The following is a 19,129-nucleotide window of genomic DNA, read 5'->3' as shown; positions in this document are numbered from 1 at the left end:
TTTTATAATGCACATAGCTAATTGGATTTATGCGATATACTTATAGAGTTTTACTGCTGCTGTTAATGATCGCTCAATTCCAGTTCTCATTTGCTCAGCTTAAGCATGCCATCATCGGAAATGTAACTGATGATAAAACCGGAGAAACATTAATTGGTGCCAGTGTTAAATTAACAGGAAGCTCAACAGCCATAGCTATGACAAATAGCTATGGCTTTTATGCTGTTAGTGCTCCTGGTGGAGACTACGATATTTCTGTAAGTTTTATCGGTTATAAAACGATTACCCGGCATCTTGTTTTATCAAAAGATATGCATCTTGATTTTTCACTGGAATCTGGTAATCAGCTGAATGAGGTTATTGTTTCCGGAGATAAAAGTGACGAAAATGTGAGCAGTCCGCAAATGGGGATGCAAAAGATGAAGACCATTGAAATTAATAATCTGCCTATGCTACTGGGGGAACGTGATGTGATGAAGGCACTGCAATTGCTGCCCGGGATTAAGCTGGCCGGAGAAGGAAACAGTGGTTTTTATATCAGAGGAGGGGCTGCAGATCAGAATCTGATCCTGCTGGATGAAGCTCCGGTATACAATGCATCACATTTACTGGGTTTCTTTTCGACTTTTAATTCTGATGCGATCAAAGATGTGACTGTCTATAAAGAAGGAATGCCTGCGCAATATGGAGGCCGGCTTGCTGCTGTACTGGATATTAAAATGAATGATGGTAATCGTAAAAAGAACACCATAGAAGGAGGGATTGGTCTGATTTCTTCCAGACTAAAAGTTGAAGGACCAATTGTAAAAGATAAAGGTTCATTTATGATCAGTGCAAGGCGAACTTATCTGGATGCTTTTTTTAAATTATCTCCCAACCCGTCAATCAATAAAAACACCTTATATTTTTATGATCTGAACGCCAAGGCAAATTACAGGCTGGATGAAAAAAACACACTTTTCCTTTCTGGTTATTTTGGTAGAGATAAATTGAATCTGGTTAAAATATTTGGTTTTGACTGGGGGAACAGGACACTAACCTTGAGATGGAATCACTTATACAGTAATCGTTTATTTTCTAACACTTCCTTGATTTACAGTCACTACAATTATGTAATCCATAATTTTATGGATGACTCTAATTTTGAAGTGAACTCTTCTATCAGAGATTTCAATTTAAAGCAGGATTTTGAATACAATATCAGCAATAAACATAAATTGAAATTTGGTATAAATGGTATTCACCATACGATTGCTCCAGGGAAAATGACTGCTACCGGATCATCCAGCGTTAATAATGTTACCTATGAAAATCGCAGGGGGCTGGAACTTGCGGCTTATGTGATGGATGAATGGACGGCCGGTGAAAAACTAAGTTTTGTATACGGACTCAGACTGAGCAGTTTTTCTTTATTGGGGCCTGGTAATTTTAAGAATTATGATCATGAAGGAAATATTACGAAGATTACACCTTACAGTTCAGGAGAATTTGTTAAAAGTTATGTGAATCCGGAACCCCGGTTTTCAGCGAATTACAGACTTAACCTTAATAGTGCCTTTAAGGCTTCTTATACCAGAAATACCCAGAATATTCACCTGATGTCTAATTCTACTTCAACCTCTCCAACGGATCTGTACATTATGAACAGTAATAATGTAAAGCCTGAGATAGCCGATCAGGTATCAGCCGGATACTTTAGAAATTTCAGTGAGGATCAGTATGAATTATCTGCAGAGGTCTATTATAAGTGGATGCAAAATCAAATTGAATACCGGAATGGTACAGATTTGCGTGAAAAGGATAATGTGGAAGCCGATTTGCTTTATGGTGACGGGAGGGCTTATGGTATTGAACTGTTCCTGAAAAAAAGATTTGGCAAATTTAATGGCTGGGTCGGTTATACTTATTCCAGAACAGAGCGGCAATTTGATGGACTTAACGGAGGAAAATGGTTTTATGCCAAACAAGACAGAACACATGATATTTCTCTGGTTGGTATTTATAAACCCGGACCCCGCTGGACTTTTTCTGCTGTATTTGTTTACAATACCGGAAATGCAGTGACTTATCCTAGTGGTAAGTATCAGATTAATGGGAAAACTGTATTTTATTATACAGAGAAAAATGCCTACCGTACCCCGGCTTATCATCGTCTGGACGTGTCAGCAACGCTGGCAGGGAAACCTGGCAGGAGATTTCAATCCAGCTGGTCTTTTGGGATTTATAATTTATACAACCGACAGAATGCCTTTGCAATTAATTTTAAGGATGATCCGGATGATGCTTCTAAAACACAGGTAGTCAGAACCACATTATTTGGTATTATCCCTTCGGCAACCTGGAACTTTAAATTCTAGTATGATGATGTATTTAGCAAAAAACAGGAACTATAAAATAGGTGTTGGATTGTTCACCGGGCTGCTTTCACTGGGCATGTATAGTGCATGTGAAAAAGCAATAGATTTAAAACTGGATAATGTGGCTCCTATTATTGTAATTGATGGTGGCGTTAATGACCTGAACGAAAATCAGATAGTAAGGATCTCTAAAACCTACAATTTTACGGAAGCTAACCGCTTTAACAGCGTGAGTGGTGCAAAAGTAGTACTGACTGCTGGTGACGGTACAGTGCTGAATTATGCGGAGTCTGTGCCTGGTGTATACAAAAGTCCTAAGTTTAAAGGAAAACCAGGAACAACTTATAAATTAACGGTCAGTTCGGAAGGTCAGACCTATACTGCTTCTTCGACAATGCCTAAAAAGGTAATCCTGAATTTATTAACCTTCAAAAACTTCACCCTTTTGGGGAAAACCAGAGAATACGTGACGGTAATTTATGATGATCCGCCCGGAGTGCCAAATCAGTATCATTCTATTATCAGGTTTAAAGGAAAAGTAAAATTTGATGTAGCGACAGATGACCGGTTTAATGATGGAAATAAGGTTAATGATATCCTGTTGTACGACCTGAAAGATATGGTTCCGGGAGATACAATTGCTGTTGAATTTCAGTGTGTTGATAAAGCCGTTTACAGATATTTTTTTAGCATGGGACAAAACTCAGCGGAGACCCAGCCTGTGTCGCCTGCAAACCCGCCCTCTAATTTTGATAATAATGCTTTAGGTGTGTTCAGCGCTTATACTTCAAGCTCCAGAAAGGCATTAGTCAAATAATAAGTAAAGATATAATATGCGATTTTCTTAACAGGAAAAGCACATATTATATCTTTATAACTACATATTATTTATTTATACCGAAAGCCTCCCATCCTGAAATAGCTGCACGGTTACAGGTCATCGCTTGTGTACCGTTTTCACTGGAAATGTATTTTCCATTATTTCCTCTGAAAGATACAGTTCCATCAGCGTTGGTTACCCAATCAAATTTTTCCCAGTCACTGACAGCAGCACGGCTGCAGGTAATAGCCTGAGTTCCATTTTCTGAAGAAACGTATTTTCCTTTGCTTCTCAGTGCGATTTTACCTCCGCCAGCATCTACCACTGTAAATGTCTCTACGGGTGAAGCTGCTGTACGGTTACAGGTCATTGCCTGTGTGCCATTTTCCCCACTTACATATTTTCCGTTAATGCCTTTCAGCGTTACAGTGCTGCCTATCGGAATTGTACCCGGATTACCAGCTCTGCTAACCACGACCTGATTAATTGCAGTGAGCAATGAGTTAGCTCCTGTAGCGTCTTGTGATAATTCCCAGAACATAATACCACCGGCCTGATCAAAGGCAAGGTTGGTTTTATTTTTAATTGTTGGTATACCATTGTAACCTATTCCTGCAAATGAATCAGAATTTGGGCTTCCGCCTCTGGATAATATGGTTTTATAATCGACATACTCACTGGAAGAGCGGCCATAAAATGGAACACCTAAATTGGCTTTGCTTGCTGGTAGTCCTCTTCCTTTCCAGTAATTTAAAGATTGAACAGCCAGGTCATAAGTGGAGTGGTTAGCTCCGCCTTCATCATAAGCCATAATGTTTAGAAAATCTACAGCAGCAAATACGGCATTCTGAACCCCCGGGCCATTATAGGATACTACAGCAGCAGTAAGCAATTTTCCTTTGTTGTGCATTGCGGTACTTAACTGCTGCATTAAAGCCGTATAGTTATTGCCCGAATTTCCGTTATCCGGATATTCCCAGTCGATGTCAATTCCATCCAGATTATATTGATTAACCAGGTTAACGACATTATTGGTGAAAGTTGTACGCCCGGATGCACTGGAGGCTAATGCTTCAAATGCACTGTCATCTCCATTATTCCACCCCCCAACTGAAACCAATACTTTTACATTGTTCGCATGTGCAGTGGAAACCAGGCTTTGTAGTTTTGATGGATTTTCCAGCGGTTGAAAACCCCCGGAAGCTGTAGGGAGAATAAAAGCATAGTTTACATGTGTTAATTTACTGAACTGAACCTGGTTCACTTCTCCGGCCCAGGAAGGTAAATAGCCTATTACTTTAAAATCTGCTGCTGCAACAGCATTGGTGCCCGTGTTATTAGTACTCATTTCATTCTGAGGAACAGGTGAATCTGTTTCTTGTTTTTTACATGAAGCCATGCATAAAAGTAACAATGCTGGCATAAGCATTAATTTTAATCTGTTTTTTGTTTTCATGATAGTTGGTTTATGTTATAGTTTAAGCATAAAACTAACATCATAAATTGTATTAAACAATATATTATTTAATAATAATTAAATTATTAAAATCATAAGATAATATGTGATACGCTTGAAATACACCTGTTTTTTGATTATTTATTGGTTCTTTTGCTTCAAAACTGCATTTTTTTGTAAATGGTTGTAAAATATTGATTCGCAATAAAATCAATAAAATTGTAATTTTTCATATAGAAGAAAAATTGTTAAAACTGGTAAAACAGAAGAGTGACAGGGAAAATAAATTGATCCGGGATTTGCTTGCAGTAAATGAACCTCTTATTTGTAACAGCAGGCTGGACTATCTGTGTTGTTATCTTTGGACTATAATGACAGGCCTTTGATAAGGTAGCTTTGATATAAAATCAGATATAGATGAATACAAAACCGACTGCTGAAGTTTTTGGATTATGCCTGCGGGTATCAATTGCTGTAAGTTACCTATGGGAGGTGGCAGACAGGTTAGGCATATGGGGCGCTCACGGGCAACCGCATGTTGGCTGGGGGGATTGGGCTCATTTTATAAAATATGCCCGGGAGACAATGTCTTTTCTGCCTCCTGACTGGGTGCCGGCACTGGCTGTCATTGCCACAGCGGGTGAGGCACTTTTTGGTTTAATGCTTTTGTCTGGCTGGTATACCCGGGCCGGCGCTGCAGGCAGTGGTGTATTGAGCCTGTGTTTTGGCCTGGCAATGGCTATATCATTTGGCATAGAATCCCCTTTAGGTTATTCAGTCTTTACATTAAGTGCAGCAAGTTTCTTACTGGCGGTTCAGCCGTATTATATCTGGAGTGTGGATGCATTGCGTTTAAAATCAGATCTGCTGACATGAAAAAAATCATTATCTTACCATGAAATATTTATAATTCTACTGGTATGTATAAGAAGTTTTTTGTTTTGGGTTTAGGTGGTCTGCTTAGTCTTGGATCAGTCCACACTTTATTTGCTGCGGAACATTCTCTGGCGGCTGTAGCACCACAGCGCATTACTGCGAAAGATTTGATAGGTCGATGGGATATTACCATGGACGAAAATGGTAAGTCTGTCCCTTCCTGGCTGGAAGTTAAACTTTCAGGTTACAGTACTTTAACTGGATATTTTGTTGGAGCCTCAGGAAGTGCCCGTCCTATAGCAAAAGTGAATTTTAAGGACGGAAAATTTAGTTTTACTATTCCACCGCAATGGGAAAAGGGAGATCAGGATCTTGTGATTGAAGGGGAGTTGAGTGGTAATGAAATTCATGGGACTTTAATTACCAGTGAAGGAAAAAAACAGGAATGGAAAGGAGTGAAGGCTCCTTATCTGAAAAGGACATCTGCTGTTGTCTGGGCTAAACCGATTGAACTGTTCAATGGAAAAGATCTGACCGGCTGGAAAGCTTTAGGTGAAAACCAGTGGATAGTTAAAAATGGTGTTTTGACAAGCCCGCATTCGGGAGCAAATCTGATTTCTGAGCAGAAGTTTACAGATTTTAAATTGCATGTGGAATTTAAGTATCAGAAAGGCAGTAACAGTGGTGTCTATCTGAGAGGTCGTTATGAGGTGCAGATTGAGGACAGCCCTAAAGATGCTCATCCTTCAAGTGTATTGTTCAGTGGTATTTATGGTTTTCTGCCACCAAGCGAAATTAATGCTTTAGGACCTGATCAGTGGCAGGTTTATGATATTACACTGATAGGTCGAATGATTACTGTGGTTGCCAATGGTAAAACTGTGATCAGTAATCAGGAAATTCCTGGTATTACTGGTGGTGCACTGGATAGTGATGAAGGTGAACCGGGACCAATTTACTTCCAGGGTGATCATGGTCCGATTGAATTCAGGAAAATTGTGATTACGCCGGTAAAATAAGGATTTAAACTATTTTTAATTGTCTTTTATAATCAGAAGGATTAACCTTCATGATCTTTTTAAAGATCTTGGAGAAATGATGACGATCAGAAAAGCCGCATTCATAAGAGACTTCATCAAGCGATTTATTGCTATGATGCATTAGATGACAGGCAGCTTCTACTCTTAATTTGAGTATATATTGTTGTGTGGTTATTTTGGTACTCATTTTAAAGAGCCTGGCAAAAGAATTTATAGCCATATTAGCACTGTCAGCGAGTTGTTCGTTAGTTATTTTCCTTCTGAAATTTCCTTCAATGAACTTGATTGATTTCAGAATGCGCTGATCAATGTTACCTGATTCCCAGATATCATCCGGCAGATTCAGTAAACATACCGCGATTAAATGTTTGACACGTAAACACTCTTTCATTGAAGTAATGGAGTCAGTGATACATGCATTTTTGATCTCTTTTACTAACAGATTCATGACTTCATTAAGTTTGATTTCATGAATCCTGTTACTGGAAAAATCCAGTGGATATCCCAGTGAAAAGTGTATGAAGAAATGATCTACTTTCCCTTTTGATTTTAAAGTATCCAGGTCATCAGTTTTAATAAATTTCCTGCCAAGGATAGATTCATCCTCATGATTGAAGTTCCGTCTTAATTGCGATGAAAAAGAGGTGTTAGGCGGAATAATTATTATGTTCTCGTTATTCAGCGGAATTGTTCTGTCCTTAAACTTAATGGTGGATCCGCCCAGTGAATTATAATAAATTCTCCAGAAAGGTGCTTTAAAATCATCGCATTCCCATTCTTCTAAAATCCAGTAACGGCAGCAGAGTAGCTTTACACTGAGTTCTTTGAAGTTTTGATGTACATCCGAGGGGTCTGTTTTGATCTCCTCACTTATCTTCCTTACCATACAATGTTTATTTCATACATAATTTTGAGCAAATCATACAACAGGATTGGAAATAAGTTTCCCAACTTTAGAAACCGAATATAAACAAAATTAAAATTTGACACCCTAGAAGCGTCGTCTGGTTGTATGATTCTGAAATTTTTTTTCAAATTCTTTCAGGAAATAAGCAGCTGTCTGCTCATCATCCGGACACCGTCCTTTTAATCGTCAAGACTAAATTTAGAGCGTATGAAACCACAACTACTTAAAATTTCAAAAAGTCCTGCTCAATCCTTTAGTGTACGTCATGATTGGAAGCCGAATATGAATAATAAATTTCATTATCATCCGGAGGCAGAATTAATACATTTTGTAAAGGGAAAAGGGTCTCAGTTTATCGGAGACAGTATCAGTGAATTCCAGTCTGGCGATTTAATCCTGGTAGGTGCGAATCTGCCTCATTACTGGCGCTTCGATGAAGATTTTACAGCAACAGATTCGACTAATTATGCCGATCTTAAAGTGGTTCATTTTTCTGAAAAATTTTTGGGAGAACATTTCTTAAATCTGCCTGAAAATAAATCAATCAGAGATATCCTTGATAAAGCCAGACGTGGAATCAGGATAGAAGGGAAAAATAAGAAGAATGTTACTGAAATACTAGGCTATATGCTTAAAACTGAAGGAACTGACCGGATAATTTACATGATACAGGCGCTGCTGGAAATTGCTAAATGCGATAAACTGGAATTGCTGTCTTCGGTTGGGTATTCATCGGTAACAGAAGATATGGGCAATGACCGGATTAAGGATGTCTATGACTATACTTTCGCCAATTTCAGAAATAGAATCGAGCTAAAGGAAATAGCTGATGTAGCCAGAATAAGCCCTAATTCTTTTTGCAGATATTTTAAATCTTTTACGCAAAAAACATACTCCCAGTTTTTAACAGAAATTAAAGTCGGCCAGGCCTGTAAATTGTTAATTGATAACAGACTTAATATTAAACAGGTTTGTTATGAGAGTGGGTTTAATAATTTCACCAGCTTTCATAAATGTTTTAAAGGAATTACAGGGAAAAGCCCTTTAAGCTATCAAAGAGAATTTACTGCTTCTTAATTGATGATTGCCAATAAGGTTGAATCATATGCTAAACAGGCAGCAACAATAAAACGTTTTTATGTCTTAATTGCTTTTGTAATTAATTGATAGAAATGAAGTACTCCTTATTGAATTTTCCTGTTATATGGAAATTTCTTACTGATCAGTCCGGCATCCACAAAACTCTAATCAGATATATTCCAGGGAAAGATCTGCAAGGTCAGTATTTGCCAAAAATTGAAAATAACCTGTTTGTTAAAACTGTATTCTCCAGCTGACTCCTGTTAATTACCATTTACCTAACCAATATGATTATGAAAAAAAACTGTTCTTTATTATTTATTCTGCTGGCCTGTAGCCAGCTTGTTTTTGCTCAGGTTAAACTGCATTCAAAAGATGAAAGAATGAAATGGTGGCGCGAAGCCCGTTTTGGGATGTTTATTCATTGGGGGGTATATGCACAATGGGCAGGAGTTTATCATGGACATGAGCAGGGCAGAGGCGGGGCAGAGTGGATTATGAACCGTTCTAAAATTCCGGTAGCTGAATATCAGGCAAAAGCCAAAGAATTTAATCCTCAGAATTATGATCCTGACCTTTGGGTAAAAATGGCTAAGGATGCCGGTATGAAATATATAGTGATCACAGCCAAGCATCATGATGGCTTTGCACTTTTCAAGTCCAAAGCCAGTAAATGGAACATTGCAGATGCTACTCCATATGGTAAAGATTTATTAAAACCACTGGCCGATGCCTGTAAGAAATATGGTATAAAACTTGGTTTTTATTATTCTCATGCACAGGACTGGAATAACCCGGGTGGTGCAGCAGCAAGAAAACTCATGAGAGAGGGTTGGGCAAACCCAGATTCAACACAGATTGATGCTTATACCTTAGCGCATAACGGGCATTGGGACCCTGCACAGGAAACCGCCTCATTTGATCAGTATATTAACCAGGTATCGGTACCTCAGGTTAAAGAGCTGTTGACGAACTATGGTGATATTGCTGTTTTATGGTGGGATACCCCGACTAATATGACCGATGAGGCTGCTTTAAAACTCCAGGAATTGTTAAAGCTGCAACCAGACATTATTACTAATGACCGCTTAAAAAGGCCTGATTTTCCGGGAGATACAAAAACACCTGAGCAGAAAATACCTGGCAGAAAAGAACTGGATGGCAAAGACTGGGAAACCTGCATGACTATGAATGGAACCTGGGGATACAGAACTAAAGATAACAACTGGAAAAGTAGCGCTGTACTGATTAAAAATTTAGTCGATATCGCCTCTAAAGGTGGTAATTATCTGCTGAATGTGGGTCCGAAACCCGACGGTACGTTTCCTCTGGAGAGTATTCAGCGATTAGATGAAATAGGGAAATGGATGAAGGTAAATCATGAGGCTATTTACGCTACCAATGGTAATCCATTAGAAGAAATGAACTGGGGCAGAATTACTGCTAAAGAGAATGGTGGTGAAACAACACTGTATCTGACTGTTTTTAACTGGCCTTCGGATGGTAAAATAGAAGTTACAGGACTGAATAACAAGATTAAATCTGCAGTTTTATTAGCAGACGGGAGTCCGTTGAAATTTGTGAATAGTATGATTACGCTTCCTGCTGTATCACCTGATTCTATAGCAACAGTTATTAAGGTAAAACTTAAGGGTAAAATAAGTTTGAAGGATTATAAGGGTGGAAACATGAAAACAGGGGCACTTGACTAAAAAGTTTATTTCCCGGATAAGGGAAAAACTAAAGATTAAAATATGAAGAAAGAAGGTCTGTTGAGTACAATTATAGTTTTGGTAACTGCGCAGATTTCATTCTGTCAGTCCAAAACTATTTACCATAATGGATGGGTAGACTTTAATAAAAACGGGAAGATGGACATTTTTGAAGATCCTTCTAAAGCCGTTGAACTTAGAGTAAATGATTTACTCAGTCAGATGACACTGGATGAAAAAACTTGTCAGACAGCCACTTTATATGGATATGGTCGAGTATTAAAGGATGAATTACCTGGGCCGGGATGGAAATCTGAGATCTGGAAAGATGGTATTGCCAATATTGATGAAGAATTAAATGGTCTGGCCTACAACAAAAAGGCACAGACTCAGTATTCTTTTCCATTTAGTAAACATGCTGATGCGATTAATACTGTGCAAAGATGGTTTGTTGAAGAAACCAGACTAGGGATACCAGTAGATTTTACTAATGAGGCTATTCATGGTCTTTGCCATGACCGGGCAACACCTCTTCCTGCACCTATAAATATAGGCTGTACCTGGAATAAGAATTTGGTATATCAGGCTGGTAGTATTGTAGGCCGGGAAGCCAGAGCTTTGGGTTATACCAATGTTTATGCACCAATTCTGGATGTTGCAAGAGATCAGAGATGGGGCAGAGTGGTTGAATGTTATGCGGAAGACCCGTTTCTGATAGCAGAATTAGGTAAACAAATGACTCTTGGCATACAGGATCATGGTGCGGCAGCAACATTGAAACATTATGCTGTTTATAGTGTACCCAAGGGAGGAAGGGATGGAAACGCAAGAACAGATCCCCATGTTGCACCCCGTGAAATGCACCAGTTATTTTTATATCCTTTTAAAAGAGTCATACAGGAAGCCCATCCCATGGGAATTATGAGCAGTTATAATGACTGGGATGGTGTACCAGTATCTGGAAGCACTTACTTTTTAACAGATTTACTCAGAAAACAGTTCGGGTTTTCGGGTTATGTAGTTTCTGATAGTGAGGCTGTAGAATTTATTTTTAGCAAGCATCATGTTGCAGAGAATATGAAAGGAGCAGTAAAACAGGCTATAAATGCGGGCCTAAATGTATACACTAATTTTAATATGCCGGATAAGTTTATCCTGCCTTTACGTGAGCTGGTTAAAGAAGGTGCAGTATCTATGACCACACTAAATCAGCGTGTGGCTGATGTACTTCGCGTCAAATTTAAATTAGGCTTATTTGATCAGCCTTATGTATCTGATCCTCAGGTTGCGGATCAGATAGTACATACTAAAGCTGATGAAGAATTTGCAATGCAGCTTAACAGAGAATCGATGGTTTTGCTGAAAAATGACAAAGATGTGCTGCCTCTGAATAAGTCTGCGCTGAAAAAAGTTCTGGTTACGGGACCGCTGGCTACCGAAGTGAATTTTACAACCAGCCGGTACGGACCTTCTAATAATCCTGTTACTACAGTGCTGGATGGGATTAGACAATATCTGACAAAAGATAAAGGAATACAAGTTAATTACAGTAAAGGATGCGATGTTATTGATGCAACCTGGCCTGAAAGTGAAATTATACCAACACCACTGACCAAAGACGAACTGTTATCTATAGATCAGGCTGTAAGTGCTGCAAGAGATGCGGATGTTATTATTGCTGTAGTGGGCGAAACTGATGCCCAGGTTGGAGAAAGCAAGTCCAGGACGGGGCTTGGTTTGCCAGGCAGACAGCTCCAGTTGCTTCAGGCGCTGCATGCTACCGGAAAGCCGGTTGTGATGGTAATGATTAATGGAAGACCACTGACTATTAATTGGGAAAACAGATACTTATCTGCAATACTTCAGGCTGGATTTCCTGGGCCATCGGCCGGTAAAATTGTTGCAGAGACACTTTTCGGAGAGAACAATCCGGGAGGAAAGTTGTCAGTGACCTTTCCCAAATCGATTGGTCAGATAGAACTTAACTTCCCTTTTAAGCCAGCTTCGCAGGCGGGACAGAATAGTAAAGAAGATCCCAATGGTTATGGAAAAACGACTGTCTCCGGGGTGTTATATCCTTTCGGATATGGATTAAGTTATACTACGTTTGAATTCACTGACCTGGAAGTCTTACCAGATCAGCTGCAGACTCAGGGTGATATTAATGTATCAGTAAAAGTTAAAAATACCGGGCAACGTAAAGGGGATCAGGTTGTCCAGTTATATCTCAAAGATGAGTTAAGTAGTGTAACCGTCTATGAATCTGTTTTAAGAGGATTTGAACGTGTTTCACTTCAACCAGGAGAAACAAAAACTGTTAAGTTTATTCTTCATCAGGATGATCTTGCTATACTGGATAAGGATATGAAATGGACTGTTGAACCTGGTAAATTCCAGGTGATGATAGGGAATTCATCAGAAGATATACGCTTGAAAAAGGAATTTACAGTATCTGGTTCCAACTAGTAAAAATTGTTAATAGCAGAGCACCGGAACACTATCATTCGGGCTTACACTCTATACGTCGTTCCTGACGAATCCGGTTATGCATCCTGGCTTTTTAAAGCGCTGCTGGCATAACCGGTATATTCACCATTACTCTTGTTTTCGTCGAATTATTAAGATGATATACAGTTCTTGTTATCAATAAATATATGGCCGGAAGCGCCTTCCCGGCCATATCTTAATAGCTACACTTACCAAAAGAATATTTAAAAGGTGATTTTGTACTATAAACTTTCACTTTGGTCGAAGAAATATTTTTGGGAAAGAATAATCGAACATATTTGTTTCAACAAAAGGGAAGAAAATATTTGTCTCACAATTAATTAACCAAAACATGAAAAAGAAAATTTACAAAACTGATGATGTTAAGATTCAAAAACAAATAATTGGAAAGTTCACTGTTAATTCATTTGACAATAAAAGGCAGACGAATACCAGTCATACCAGCCCTGATACATTCACAAGTTCTCAAATTATAGTTCAATTCTAAAAATTATGAAAAACGATTTTTTTGACCTCGGAAATAATGACTTCAGTTTTTTTACTGATAACGAATTAAATATGGTAATGGGTGGTGGCGGAGATACCAATGTAGTGAGCTTTCTGGAAATAGAACATTTGTTCGTTGAAAAGGAAGAAGAGAATTAGTACCCGGTAAACCTGAAATAATTTATACCTGGCTTTCTCTTTAAACCGCGCTGAAAAGCAACTGGCCAGTTAATTCAAGACGGATTAAATCAAACCAAAATAATAGTCAACTCTTAAAACCAAACAAAATGAAAAAGGTAAATCTATCAGAAAAAGTACAACTAGACAAAGAGATCATTTCAAAATTAAGTGATGATCAATTAAAAGAACTTGAAGGTGGCTCCGGGAAATTAGGACTGTCTTGTATCGGAGGAAAAGACTCTTGTGCAAGTAAGACAAGCCCTGAAGCAGAAGAAGCGCAGCTTTAGACCTCAACGATTCTTACCGGCATTTGCATATCAATAATCAACATAATAATTAACCATTAAAATCAAACAAAATGAAAAAGGTAAATCTATCAGAAAAAGTACAGTTAGACAAAGAAATCATCTCAAAATTGACTGAAGAGCAATTAGGTGAGTTAGAAGGTGGTGCAAAACAAGCGCTTTCTTGTATCGGAGGAAACAACTCATGTGCTTCAAAAGTAAGTCCTGAAATAGAATCAGAGCAACTTTAGTAAATCAAACATATAGGGTGTGTTGTTGCAAACGGCTCTATGTGGTTATCTGAAATTAAAAATCAATTATTAACCATTAAAATCAAACAAAATGAAAAAAGTAAATCTATCAGAAAAAGTACAGTTAGACAAAGAAATCATTTCAAAATTGTCTGAGGACCAATTAAGTGAATTAGAAGGTGGTGCTAAACAAGGCCTTTCTTGCGTAACAGGAGATCATTCTTGTGCTTCAAAAGTAAGCCCTGAAATAGGAGAAGCTTCTTTATAATTTATTTAACTCTTAAAATCAAACAAAATGAAAAAGGTAAATCTATCAGACAAAGTACAGTTAGACAAAGAAATCATTTCAAAATTAACTCAGGAACAATTGAGCGAGTTAGAAGGTGGTGCTAAACAAGGCCTTTCTTGTATCACAGGAGATAACTCTTGTAAAACTAAAAGTATCGAGGCTGAAGAAGCTTCACTTTAGTCGATTGTAATCATATAGGGTGTGTTGTTGCAAACTATGCCTATCTGGTTAACCGAAATTCAAAATCAATTTTAACCATTAAAATTAAACAAAATGAAAAAGGTAAATCTATCAGACAAAATTCAATTAGACAAAGAAGTTATTTCAAAGTTTACTGAAGCGCAATTAGGCGAACTTGAAGGTGGAGCTAAACAAGCTCTTTCATGTATCACAGGAAGTAATTCTTGTGCAGGTGGTAAAACTAAAACTATTGAGGCTGAAGAGTCTGAATCAGCTATTTAATTAACCACATTACCATATAGGGTGTGTTGTTGCAAACTGCTCTATATGGTTAATAGGAAACCAAAATCAATTTTAACCATTAAAATTAAACAAAATGAAAAAGGTAAATCTATCAGACAAAGTACAATTAGACAAAGAAATCATTTCAAAATTAACTCAGGACCAATTGAGCGAATTAGAAGGTGGTGCTAAACAAGGCCTTTCTTGTATCACAGGAGATAACTCTTGTAAAGGTGTTCAGCAACCAGAAGTAGATGCTTCTCTATAATAGCTATTTATCAGGGGTGTTCATTTGAATGCCCCTGATATTATTTAAAATTCAGTTAATCTGCCTGCAAGATGAAAAAAGTAAAGCTAACCAATAAAATAAGCCTGGATAAAAAGATCATTTCCAAACTGAACGATGATCAGTTAAGAGAGCTGGAGGGTGGTAAAAATGCCTACAATATGTCATGTATAACGGGCTCTAATTTATCCTGTCAGTCAGCGAAATGTGATCCGGAAGAATCTCTTGATAATTTAATTTTTGGCAATTAAATCTACCTGCAAGATGAAAAAAGTAAAACTAACCAATAAAATAACCTTAGATAAAGAGATTATTTCCAAACTAAATGAGGATCAGTTAAAAGAGTTATATGGTGGTGGTGCACATGCCAACAATATGTCTTGCATAACGGGGTCCAAATCCTGTCCTAACTGTAAAGAAGCAGAGCGGGAAGATTATAACTAAACAAATAAAAAATAAACAAGGGTTAATATTTAAACAGATCTTATGAAATACTTAACGGGCGAATATTTAATAATCAGGATGCTAATTTTTGTAAGCTTATCATTGTTGTTTTGCCCTTGTTTTGCACAAAATACAATTAAGGGTAAAGTTGTGGACGAGCAGAAAATTCCTGTTCCGTTTGCAACAGTAAGTTTAATCATTAAAGCTTCTGATACACTTGCCAAACGCAATGTGATCAGTAATAATACCGGCGAATTTTCAATTTCAGATATCCGTAATGGAATCGTGGAAATCACTATATCCAGCGTAGGTTTTACCCCCTGGAAACAGACCATCAGTTTTGAACAGAGTCATGCCGTGAATCTGACGGAAATTGTTCTTCACGATGACAGACAAACTTTAAGCGGAGTCACTATCTCTGCAAAAAAACCTCTCATACAGCAAAAAACAGATCGGTTAATTATGAATGTACAGGGCAGTGTGCTGGCAAGTGGGAACAATGCTTATGATATTCTGGCCATGGCGCCTTCAGTTCAGTTAATGAACGGAAAGCTGACTATGGATGGAAAATCAAATGTATTGATTCTGCTTAATGGTAAACGTCTTCCCGGAGCTACACTGGAAAGTATCCTTGGATCTTTATCTGGTGAGCAGATTGAACGTATAGAATTTATAAGTAACCCTTCTTCAAAATACGATGCTAATGCATCAGGTGGAGTAATCGAAATATATACCAAAAGAAATTCACAAATGGGCTGGACATCGAATGTTAGCGGGAATGTTGCCCGGGGATACAGAACCGGCGGTGGTGGTGACGCTGACTTTAGATTAAGTACTAAAAAATGGGATTTCGGAGTTTCTGCAGGATATTCACAAAAAGGACATATCGAACGCGGATACTCTAACAGAGAATTGTACCAGGGGAAAAACCGGATTGGTGATTTTACTCAGCAAATGGATATTTCAAAAGGTAGTATGATTGATAAAAGCTTAAATGGAAGCATTGGCTATCAATTAAATAAAAATAACAGCTTTGGGGCAGATGTAAATCTGATCAAATCTAAATTAAACGGTTCAGGTAATTTAGATGCAGTAATTAATGAAAACCAGAACAGGTTAATCACCAACACATTTAATGATGTTTTACTGCAGGTAGGTTTTTCTAACTATAATATTTTCTATAAAGCAGTTCTTGACTCATTGGGGTCAAACTTTCTGACGACAGCGAATTATGCCCGTTATACAAGCGGACAACAGCAGGAATTTAAACAGAGTACACTTGACGAGAGTACAGGCAATATTGGAAATTCCCAGTTCAGAAATAACGCTCCGGCCAAATACGATATTTATACCGGAACAGCTGACTACACTAAAAATTTCAGCAGTTCTGCAAAATTAGAGGCAGGACTGAAATATACGCTGACTGAAAATCATAGCAATCAGGTTACTGAAGTGTTTCAGGATGGTGCCTGGACAGATAATAATAGTGGATTAAGAGAGCTGGGATATTCGGAGAAAATATATGCTGGTTATATCAACTTTAATCAGAAGGTAGGAAAGTTTTCATTTCAGGCAGGACTGCGTGCCGAGCAAAGTTCATATAAAGTTACCGGTGGTATCGATTCCAGCTATTTTAATCTGTTCCCTAACCTGAGGATAGATTATAAAGTTTCCAAAGTATATAGTTCATCAATTGGTTATGCAAGAAATATTAACAGACCATCTTATGATAACCTGATACCTTATGAACTATTCATAGATAATTATACAGTTAGCAGAGGAAATGCTTTTCTGAGACCTGAATATAAACAAACGTTTTCCTGGAACCATTTATATAAAAAATATAGTTTGCGTTTAGCTTATACAAGAACGACGGATGCACTGGCAAGTACCATGATTTATGATGAAAACACTTTCCGTTTTATTCAGACTCAAAGTAATTTCCTGAATCAGAATTTATTCAGTGCAGCACTTTCTATTCCTGTGAAAATCGCATCCTGGTGGGATATGAACAATCGGGCTACATTATATTTCAAAGATCTGAAGTATCCATCAGTATTTGATAATAATGAAATACTGACCAGGAGCAAAACTTATTATGCACTCAACACACTGAACACTTTTACTTTCAATGACGGACTCTCTGCAGAAATATCTGCCTATTATAATTCTCCCAGCATCAATGGAATCTATTCGTATGGCGGTTACTCCAATGTTAGTGCAGGAATTAAAAAGACTGTTCTTGCAGGGAAAGGCTCAGTTAAACTTGATGTCTCTGATATTTTTTACAATAACAATATCCTGATCTCAACCAATATCATTCCGATAGTTACCAGTGGAATAAACAGGATGGATACCAGAAGAGTCAGACTTAGCTTTCGTTACAGTTTTGGAGGAAATGAGAGTAAAAAAAGAGAAAAATCCAATACACAGGGAAATACAAATGAAATTAACAGGCTAAAACTTTAATGATATGGAACTATTGAAAAAATATGAAAGTCAGTCAGCTCAAAAAAGCACAGAAACACTGCTGGCTAATATTGTAACTCATGTAAATTCACTTACGGGTACAGTACTGCATAATTTCGGTCTTGGAACCGGACGTGGTGGGGCCTTATTATTAAACTGTCACTATGCGAAATTAACAGGGGATGATAAGTATTATGAAGTTGCTGAAAAACTACTGCTGGAATCCATAGATGCGCTGAACCCTGCTAAATATAAAGCTATACTATCTAATTATTATGGTGACTTATCTGAGTTTGGAACACTGATCAGCTATCTTCAGGAGAAAGGACATTTAGATCAGGACACGGGCTTTTCATTTGATGAATTTGATGCTTTGTTAATTGATAGAGTAGAAACAAATATTGAGGCTAAAAATTTTGGAATAGGAACAGGAGCTTTAAGTATCAGTTCTTATCTGTTAAGAAGACTGGACAGTTCTCCTGAAATCTATCGCTGTACCCTGGCTTTATTTGAAGCTATTTATTCTTCCCGCGAAGGGGATAAGGATAACGGATATTACTGGACTACGAATTATTTCGAAGAGCCAAGAGTCTATACAGGATTAGCACATGGAAATGGAATGATTATCAATTTCCTCTGCTCAATTCACGAAAAAGGAATTGAAAAAGAAAGATGTGAAGAGCTGATGCGTTATGCTATAAGATTTTTACTGCTTAATAAAATTGATCCTGATCAGTATGGTTCAAACTTCCCGCTGTGGATTGGCAGAAATGAAGAAACTAAAAATCACTGCGTTGTCTATGGTGATATTGGTACTGTTTACGCCATAATAAAAGCAGCGAAGATTCTTAATGATTCAGTTGCTTTGCTTGAAGGAATTGATCTGGCCTATGATACAATTACCAGACATCGGATGGAAGGTTCAACACTGAAGGATGCTTCCGTTAAATATGGTGTCAGTTCTCCTTATCTTTTGTATAGCAGGATTTATCAGCTGACAGGGATTGATACCTTTAAAAAAGCGGCAAACTACTGGTTCAGTCAAATCAGCAAAATGAATAAATCAGATAATGAATATCTGGGATTCAACTCCTATTTCTTTGATAAATATCCGGAAGGACAGCTAGGGTTTGGTTATGGTCTTGCCGGAATCGGTTTAGTATTAATTCAGTATCTGACCGAAGGAGAACTATCAATTAATGAATTTACATGGATACCTTAG

At 37.8% G+C, this 19,129-nt stretch carries 20 protein-coding genes; 18 read left to right on the top strand and 2 right to left on the bottom strand.

The annotated features are described in order from the left end of the window. Positions 1 to 29 precede the first annotated feature (29 nt). The gene (locus PL_RS04975) at positions 30 to 2,357 is read left to right on the top strand and encodes a TonB-dependent receptor (protein ID WP_041880865.1); all 2,328 of its coding nucleotides are present in this window, start codon (positions 30 to 32) and stop codon (positions 2,355 to 2,357) included. Position 2,358: 1 nt separating this feature from the next. Then, complete coding sequence (locus tag PL_RS04970) at positions 2,359 to 3,174, top strand: DUF4249 domain-containing protein (protein WP_235324501.1); 816 nt, start codon at positions 2,359 to 2,361, stop codon at positions 3,172 to 3,174. 67 nt (positions 3,175 to 3,241) lie between these two features. Here PL_RS04970 and PL_RS04965 read toward each other — a convergent pair whose 3' ends face one another. Then, positions 3,242 to 4,633 carry a glycosyl hydrolase family 18 protein gene (locus PL_RS04965; RefSeq protein ID WP_052496206.1) on the bottom strand — a complete coding sequence of 464 codons (1,392 nt, stop codon included), beginning with the start codon at positions 4,631 to 4,633 and terminating at the stop codon, positions 3,242 to 3,244. Positions 4,634 to 5,050: 417 nt separating this feature from the next. Here PL_RS04965 and PL_RS04960 point away from each other — a divergent pair, with 417 nt between their 5' ends. Together PL_RS04960 and PL_RS04955 are read left to right on the top strand one after the other, a co-directional pair. Continuing rightward, on the top strand, positions 5,051 to 5,509 hold the full coding sequence (locus PL_RS04960; RefSeq protein WP_041880868.1) for a DoxX family membrane protein: 459 nt from the start codon (positions 5,051 to 5,053) through the stop codon (positions 5,507 to 5,509). Between the two features lie 44 nt (positions 5,510 to 5,553). Then, positions 5,554 to 6,528, top strand: coding sequence for a 3-keto-disaccharide hydrolase (locus PL_RS04955; protein ID WP_041880870.1), 975 nt, complete (start codon positions 5,554 to 5,556; stop codon positions 6,526 to 6,528). A gap of 4 nt (positions 6,529 to 6,532) precedes the next feature. On the opposite strand, the gene PL_RS04950 is transcribed toward PL_RS04955, so the two are convergent. Continuing rightward, positions 6,533 to 7,435, bottom strand: coding sequence for a helix-turn-helix domain-containing protein (locus PL_RS04950; protein WP_041880872.1), 903 nt, complete (start codon positions 7,433 to 7,435; stop codon positions 6,533 to 6,535). 228 nt (positions 7,436 to 7,663) lie between these two features. On the opposite strand from PL_RS04950, the gene PL_RS04945 reads away from it, so the two are divergent. The 14 genes from PL_RS04945 (at position 7,664) to PL_RS04880 (ending at position 19,129) form a co-directional block, all read left to right on the top strand. Further along, the gene (locus PL_RS04945; protein ID WP_041880874.1) at positions 7,664 to 8,533 is read left to right on the top strand and encodes an AraC family transcriptional regulator; all 870 of its coding nucleotides are present in this window, start codon (positions 7,664 to 7,666) and stop codon (positions 8,531 to 8,533) included. A 296-nt stretch (positions 8,534 to 8,829) separates the two neighbouring features. Beyond that, complete coding sequence (locus tag PL_RS04940) at positions 8,830 to 10,248, top strand: alpha-L-fucosidase (protein ID WP_348621134.1); 1,419 nt, start codon at positions 8,830 to 8,832, stop codon at positions 10,246 to 10,248. Positions 10,249 to 10,290: 42 nt separating this feature from the next. Then, a complete protein-coding gene (locus tag PL_RS04935) occupies positions 10,291 to 12,714 on the top strand; it encodes a glycoside hydrolase family 3 N-terminal domain-containing protein (protein ID WP_052496207.1) in 2,424 nt (807 codons plus the stop codon). 534 nt (positions 12,715 to 13,248) lie between these two features. After that, entirely contained in the window at positions 13,249 to 13,401 is a 153-nt protein-coding gene (locus PL_RS04930) for a hypothetical protein (protein WP_160292090.1), read from the top strand. A 128-nt stretch (positions 13,402 to 13,529) separates the two neighbouring features. After that, entirely contained in the window at positions 13,530 to 13,709 is a 180-nt protein-coding gene (locus PL_RS04925) for a class I lanthipeptide (RefSeq protein WP_348621132.1), read from the top strand. A gap of 71 nt (positions 13,710 to 13,780) precedes the next feature. Continuing rightward, entirely contained in the window at positions 13,781 to 13,957 is a 177-nt protein-coding gene (locus PL_RS04920; RefSeq protein ID WP_348621131.1) for a class I lanthipeptide, read from the top strand. A 91-nt stretch (positions 13,958 to 14,048) separates the two neighbouring features. Continuing rightward, a complete protein-coding gene (locus PL_RS04915; RefSeq protein WP_348621129.1) occupies positions 14,049 to 14,225 on the top strand; it encodes a class I lanthipeptide in 177 nt (58 codons plus the stop codon). Between the two features lie 27 nt (positions 14,226 to 14,252). Then, positions 14,253 to 14,426, top strand: a complete 174-nt coding sequence (locus PL_RS04910) for a class I lanthipeptide (protein ID WP_348621128.1) — start codon at positions 14,253 to 14,255, stop codon at positions 14,424 to 14,426. Positions 14,427 to 14,519: 93 nt separating this feature from the next. Beyond that, positions 14,520 to 14,708: a class I lanthipeptide gene (locus PL_RS04905; protein ID WP_041887372.1), complete on the top strand. Its 189-nt coding sequence runs from the start codon at positions 14,520 to 14,522 to the stop codon at positions 14,706 to 14,708. A gap of 94 nt (positions 14,709 to 14,802) precedes the next feature. Further along, complete coding sequence (locus PL_RS04900) at positions 14,803 to 14,976, top strand: class I lanthipeptide (protein ID WP_348621125.1); 174 nt, start codon at positions 14,803 to 14,805, stop codon at positions 14,974 to 14,976. 71 nt (positions 14,977 to 15,047) lie between these two features. Continuing rightward, positions 15,048 to 15,245, top strand: coding sequence for a class I lanthipeptide (locus tag PL_RS04895; protein ID WP_041881206.1), 198 nt, complete (start codon positions 15,048 to 15,050; stop codon positions 15,243 to 15,245). A gap of 13 nt (positions 15,246 to 15,258) precedes the next feature. Next, positions 15,259 to 15,438 carry a class I lanthipeptide gene (locus PL_RS04890; protein ID WP_041881204.1) on the top strand — a complete coding sequence of 60 codons (180 nt, stop codon included), beginning with the start codon at positions 15,259 to 15,261 and terminating at the stop codon, positions 15,436 to 15,438. Between the two features lie 42 nt (positions 15,439 to 15,480). Beyond that, positions 15,481 to 17,907, top strand: coding sequence for an outer membrane beta-barrel protein (locus tag PL_RS04885; protein ID WP_082035892.1), 2,427 nt, complete (start codon positions 15,481 to 15,483; stop codon positions 17,905 to 17,907). A 4-nt stretch (positions 17,908 to 17,911) separates the two neighbouring features. Further along, on the top strand, positions 17,912 to 19,129 hold the full coding sequence (locus PL_RS04880; RefSeq protein WP_041881201.1) for a lanthionine synthetase LanC family protein: 1,218 nt from the start codon (positions 17,912 to 17,914) through the stop codon (positions 19,127 to 19,129).

Origin of the sequence: Pedobacter lusitanus (assembly GCF_040026395.1) — a bacterium.
GTDB classification, from domain to species: Bacteria; Bacteroidota; Bacteroidia; order Sphingobacteriales; family Sphingobacteriaceae; genus Pedobacter; species Pedobacter lusitanus.
The sequence above is the reverse complement of the archived record's forward strand: the minus strand, read 5'-3'. Positions and strand labels throughout refer to the sequence as shown.

What these genes read in the sequence shown, in the direction of transcription:
- PL_RS04935 (WP_052496207.1), top strand. Translation starts at nt 10,291, where the DNA reads ATGAAGAAAGAAGGTCTGTTGAGTACAATTATAGTTTTGGTAACTGCG.
- PL_RS04890 (WP_041881204.1), top strand. Translation starts at nt 15,259, where the DNA reads ATGAAAAAAGTAAAACTAACCAATAAAATAACCTTAGATAAAGAGATT.
- PL_RS04925 (WP_348621132.1), top strand. Translation starts at nt 13,530, where the DNA reads ATGAAAAAGGTAAATCTATCAGAAAAAGTACAACTAGACAAAGAGATC.
- PL_RS04880 (WP_041881201.1), top strand. Translation starts at nt 17,912, where the DNA reads ATGGAACTATTGAAAAAATATGAAAGTCAGTCAGCTCAAAAAAGCACA.
- PL_RS04910 (WP_348621128.1), top strand. Translation starts at nt 14,253, where the DNA reads ATGAAAAAGGTAAATCTATCAGACAAAGTACAGTTAGACAAAGAAATC.
- PL_RS04965 (WP_052496206.1), bottom strand. Translation starts at nt 4,633, where the DNA reads ATGAAAACAAAAAACAGATTAAAATTAATGCTTATGCCAGCATTGTTA.
- PL_RS04920 (WP_348621131.1), top strand. Translation starts at nt 13,781, where the DNA reads ATGAAAAAGGTAAATCTATCAGAAAAAGTACAGTTAGACAAAGAAATC.
- PL_RS04885 (WP_082035892.1), top strand. Translation starts at nt 15,481, where the DNA reads ATGAAATACTTAACGGGCGAATATTTAATAATCAGGATGCTAATTTTT.
- PL_RS04945 (WP_041880874.1), top strand. Translation starts at nt 7,664, where the DNA reads ATGAAACCACAACTACTTAAAATTTCAAAAAGTCCTGCTCAATCCTTT.
- PL_RS04905 (WP_041887372.1), top strand. Translation starts at nt 14,520, where the DNA reads ATGAAAAAGGTAAATCTATCAGACAAAATTCAATTAGACAAAGAAGTT.
- PL_RS04950 (WP_041880872.1), bottom strand. Translation starts at nt 7,435, where the DNA reads ATGGTAAGGAAGATAAGTGAGGAGATCAAAACAGACCCCTCGGATGTA.
- PL_RS04960 (WP_041880868.1), top strand. Translation starts at nt 5,051, where the DNA reads ATGAATACAAAACCGACTGCTGAAGTTTTTGGATTATGCCTGCGGGTA.
- PL_RS04955 (WP_041880870.1), top strand. Translation starts at nt 5,554, where the DNA reads ATGTATAAGAAGTTTTTTGTTTTGGGTTTAGGTGGTCTGCTTAGTCTT.
- PL_RS04900 (WP_348621125.1), top strand. Translation starts at nt 14,803, where the DNA reads ATGAAAAAGGTAAATCTATCAGACAAAGTACAATTAGACAAAGAAATC.
- PL_RS04975 (WP_041880865.1), top strand. Translation starts at nt 30, where the DNA reads ATGCGATATACTTATAGAGTTTTACTGCTGCTGTTAATGATCGCTCAA.
- PL_RS04940 (WP_348621134.1), top strand. Translation starts at nt 8,830, where the DNA reads ATGAAAAAAAACTGTTCTTTATTATTTATTCTGCTGGCCTGTAGCCAG.
- PL_RS04895 (WP_041881206.1), top strand. Translation starts at nt 15,048, where the DNA reads ATGAAAAAAGTAAAGCTAACCAATAAAATAAGCCTGGATAAAAAGATC.
- PL_RS04930 (WP_160292090.1), top strand. Translation starts at nt 13,249, where the DNA reads ATGAAAAACGATTTTTTTGACCTCGGAAATAATGACTTCAGTTTTTTT.
- PL_RS04915 (WP_348621129.1), top strand. Translation starts at nt 14,049, where the DNA reads ATGAAAAAAGTAAATCTATCAGAAAAAGTACAGTTAGACAAAGAAATC.
- PL_RS04970 (WP_235324501.1), top strand. Translation starts at nt 2,359, where the DNA reads ATGATGATGTATTTAGCAAAAAACAGGAACTATAAAATAGGTGTTGGA.